The sequence below is a fragment of the Ruegeria sp. C9 genome (assembly GCF_056537585.1).
This window is the reverse complement of record NZ_JBQFRU010000016.1, coordinates 1-3,922: the sequence shown is the minus strand read 5'-3', so window position 1 is coordinate 3,922 and position 3,922 is coordinate 1. Positions and strand designations below refer to the sequence as shown.

3 protein-coding genes are annotated in these 3,922 nt (G+C 61.4%); all 3 read right to left on the bottom strand.

Annotation, left to right across the window (positions count from 1 at the left end):
• Positions 1-993: iron-containing alcohol dehydrogenase (locus tag ACR0NE_RS21410; protein WP_170660586.1), on the bottom strand; the 993-nt coding region annotated here is incomplete at its 3' end.
• Positions 994-1,060: 67 nt separating this feature from the next.
• Positions 1,061-2,443 carry an aldehyde dehydrogenase family protein gene (locus ACR0NE_RS21405; protein ID WP_480459954.1) on the bottom strand — a complete coding sequence of 461 codons (1,383 nt, stop codon included), beginning with the start codon at positions 2,441-2,443 and terminating at the stop codon, positions 1,061-1,063.
• A gap of 128 nt (positions 2,444-2,571) precedes the next feature.
• Positions 2,572-3,921 (bottom strand): glutamine synthetase family protein, encoded by a 1,350-nt coding sequence (locus ACR0NE_RS21400; RefSeq protein ID WP_480459955.1) that lies wholly within the window; start codon positions 3,919-3,921, stop codon positions 2,572-2,574.
• Position 3,922 lies beyond the last annotated feature (1 nt).

The following is a 3,922-nucleotide window of genomic DNA, read 5'->3' as shown; positions in this document are numbered from 1 at the left end:
GCTGTCGTTGAACTCTTGCACGAAGCTGCGGAAGCCGTCGAAGCCGCCGTCGATGCCCAGATAGGCGGCGGCTTGCTGGAAGCGGTCGGCGATGACTGGCGCGTTGAACTCGAGCACGGCGGGCATGCAGACCGCGTTGGTGGTGCCGTGGTGGGTGTTGAACACCGCGCCGACGGGGTGGCTCATGGCGTGGATGGCGCCCAGGCCTTTCTGGAAGGCGGTGGCACCCATCGCCGCCGCGCTCATCATCTGGGCGCGGGCTTCGATGTCGGTGCCGTCCGCATAGGCACGTGGCAGGTAGTCCTTGACCAGCCGCATCCCTTCCAGCGCGATGCCCTGAGACATCGGGTGGTAATGCGGGCTGCTGAACGCCTCGACACAATGCGCAAACGCATCCAGACCGGTGCCTGCGGTGATGAACCTGGGCATGCCCACCGTCAGCTCGGGGTCGCAGATCACCACGGTCGGCAGCACCTTGGGATGGAAGATGATCTTCTTGGCGTGGGTTTCAGAATTGGTGATGACGCTGGCGCGTCCCACTTCGGACCCGGTCCCGGCAGTTGTGGGGACGGCGATGATCGGCGCGATGGCATCGGCATCCGCTCGGGTCCACCAATCGCCGATGTCCTCAAAGTCCCAGACCGGGCGCGTCTGACCACACATGAAGGCGACCATCTTGCCCAGATCCAGCCCCGAGCCGCCGCCAAAAGCGATCACCCCGTCATGGCCGCCCGCGTTATAGGCCGCAACACCGGCCTCGAGGTTCTGTTCATTGGGGTTCGGGTCCACATCCGCGAACAGACCCCGGCCCAGACCGGCGGTCTCCATGATATCCAGCGTCGCGGTGGTGATCGGCAGGTCGGCCAGCCCCTTGTCGGTGACCAGCAGCGGCTTCTTCATGCCGGCCGCAGCACAGGCTTCGGGTAATTCATTGATCCGCCCGGCCCCGAATTTGATTGCGGTTGGATAAGACCAGTTTCCAACAAGTGACATGTTTGCTTTCCTTCGTGTCAAAAGGCCTGCCCCGGCGAGGGGGTCATTCCGAGGCAGGCCGGCGTCCTTAGCCCGTGACCTTTTTCAGGTGATAGGATTTGGGACGTGTCAGGTTGTGATAGCCAATGACCGAGAGACCGCCGCCGCGCCCGGTATTCTTGCAGCCGGTCCAACACAGGCCGGGATCCAGATAATCGGCGCGGTTCATGAAGACGGTGCCCGTCTCAATCTGGTCGCCCACGCGGGCCGCGCGATCCAGATCGCTGGTCCAGAGGCTCGCTGTCAGGCCAAACGCGCTGTCATTCATCAGCCGGATGGCCTCATCATCCGTGGACACTTTCATAATGCCCACTACCGGACCAAAGCTTTCATCCCGCATCACCCGCATGTCATGGGTGACATTGGTCAGGATCTGCGGCGTCAGATATGCGCCGCCATCATCCTCGGGGAAGATGTCGATATGGGCCACCGCACCAGCCTCGACCGCCTCGGCAATCTGCGCCCGCACCTCATCGGCAAAGCGCACATTGGCCATCGGGCCAATGGTGGTCTCAGCGTCCAGCGGATTGCCCAGCTTATAGCCCTTCACGATCTCCACCGCCCTGGCGACGAAGTCGTCATACAGGCTTTCATGCACATAAATCCGCTCGATCCCGCAGCAGCACTGGCCCGCGTTGAACATTGCCCCGTCGATCAGCGTCTCAACCGCCGCCTCCAGATCGGCATCGTCCATCACATAACCCGGATCCTTGCCGCCCAGCTCAGTCCCGACGCCGGTAAAGGTGCCCGCCGCCGCGCGCTCCATCGCCTGGCCGCCGCCGACCGAGCCGGTGAAGTTCACGAAGTCGAACGCATTGCCCGCGATCAGATCGTTGGTCACGTCATGGCTCAGAAAGACATTCTGGAACACGTCTTCCGGCACACCCGCTGCATGGAAGGCCTGCGCCATACGCTCGCCCACCAGCAGGGTCTGCGTGGCGTGTTTCAGGATCACCGTATTACCCGCGATCAGCGCAGGCGCCACCGTATTGATCGCCGTCATATAGGGGTAGTTCCACGGCGCCACCACAAACACCACCCCATGCGGGATGCGCCTGATATAGCGCTTGAACGTCTCATCTTCGCCCACCGCGATATCAGCCAATGCGCTTTCGGCAATCCCGGCCATATGGCTTGCGCGCTCGTTGAAGCCGCCGAACTCACCGCCATAGCGCACCGGGCGACCCATCATATGCGCCAACTCGGGCACGATTTCCTCATTCATCGCGCCAACAGCAGCCACACCCGCCATCACGAGATCAATGCGTTCCCGCAAGGGCCGCGCCGCCCAAGCCGCCTGTGCGGCCCGCGCCCGGCCCGCAACCTCAAACGCGGCCTCCCGCGACAACACCTCGCGCTCGGCAAAAACCGACCCATCAATCGGCGAGACACATTGCAACATCTGCCCCATAGTCACTCCATCTCTAAAGAGAGCAGGATCCCTGCTTCATCTGGCCATAAATATCTCTGGGGCCGCCATTGGTGCGCCATTGGTTCGAGCGCCAATGGCGGCGGGGCTGGCCCCTCGCCTTCACCCTCTCAAGCCCGCTCAAACCCGCGGGCAATTTCCCAATCGGTCACCACGCGCTCAAACTCTTCGATCTCAACCTCGGCCGCGCGCGCATAGTGATCGACAACGTCATCTCCCATCGCAGCCCGCAACATCGCCGAGCCATGCAGCGCATCCCGCGCCGCGCGCAGATTGCCCGGGATCATCCCCGTCTCTCCCTGATAGACGTCACCCGTGGTCGGCGGCTGCAATTCCAGCCCTTCTTCGATCCCAGCGATCCCCGCCGCCAGCATCCCAGCCATCGCCAGATAGGGGTTCATATCCGAGCCCGGGATACGGCATTCCACCCGCACCGCCTTGGTGCCGTCACCGCACAGGCGGAACCCGGCGGTGCGGTTGTCCACCGACCAGATGATCCGCGTCGGCGCAAAGGTCCCCTTCATGAACCGCTTGTAGCTGTTGATGTAGGGCGCCATGAAACAGGTGTAATCGGCGGCGTATTTCAAAAGACCCGCCATGTAGCTTTTCATCACATCCGACATGCCGAGCGGATCTTTTTCGTCGAAAAAGATCGGCCGCCCCTCGGACCAGAGCGACTGATGCACGTGGCTGGAACTGCCCACTTTCTCATGATGCCATTTCGGCAGGAAGGTCGCGGCATGCCCATGCTGCCAGGCAATCTCTTTCACCGCGTTCTTGGCGATCGAGTGATACTCGGCCGTCTCCATCGCAGGCGCATATTTGATGTTCAGTTCTTCCTGCCCGGTCTCGGCCTCACCTTTCGTGTTCTCGACCGGTATCCCCGCATCCCACAGATGGTTGCGGATCGGGCGCATCACATGCTCTTCCTTGGTGGTCTGAAGGATGTGATAGTCCTCGTTGTACCCCGAGATCGGCTCAAGGTCGCGAAAGCCTTCCTTGCGGATCTGATCAAAGCTTTTCTCGAACAGGAAAAACTCCAGCTCGGTGGCGCACATCGCGTCATAACCCATCGCCTTCAACCGGTTCACCTGACGCTTCAGGATCGAGCGCGGCGCGTGTGGCACTTCTTCATGCGTGTGATGATCCAGCACATCGCACATCACCATCGCCGTGCCTTCCAGCCACGGTACAGGGCGCAGAGTGCTCAGATCCGGCTTCATCACATAATCGCCATAGCCCCGCTCCCAACTGGTCGACGCATACCCATCCGGCGTCCCCATCTCGAGATCCGTCGCCAGCAGATAATTGCAGCAATGCGTCTCTTCCCACGCCCCCGCAACAAAATGACCCGCATGAAACCGCTTCCCCATCAAACGGCCCTGCATGTCAACCAGACAAACCAATACCGTATCAATCTCGCCAGACGAAACCTCAGCCTTCAAATGCTCAAATGTCAGC

Bases quoted from the DNA above. Each gene is read 5' to 3' on its own strand.
- ACR0NE_RS21405 (WP_480459954.1), bottom strand. From the start codon at position 2,443: ATGGGGCAGATGTTGCAATGTGTCTCGCCGATTGATGGGTCGGTTTTT.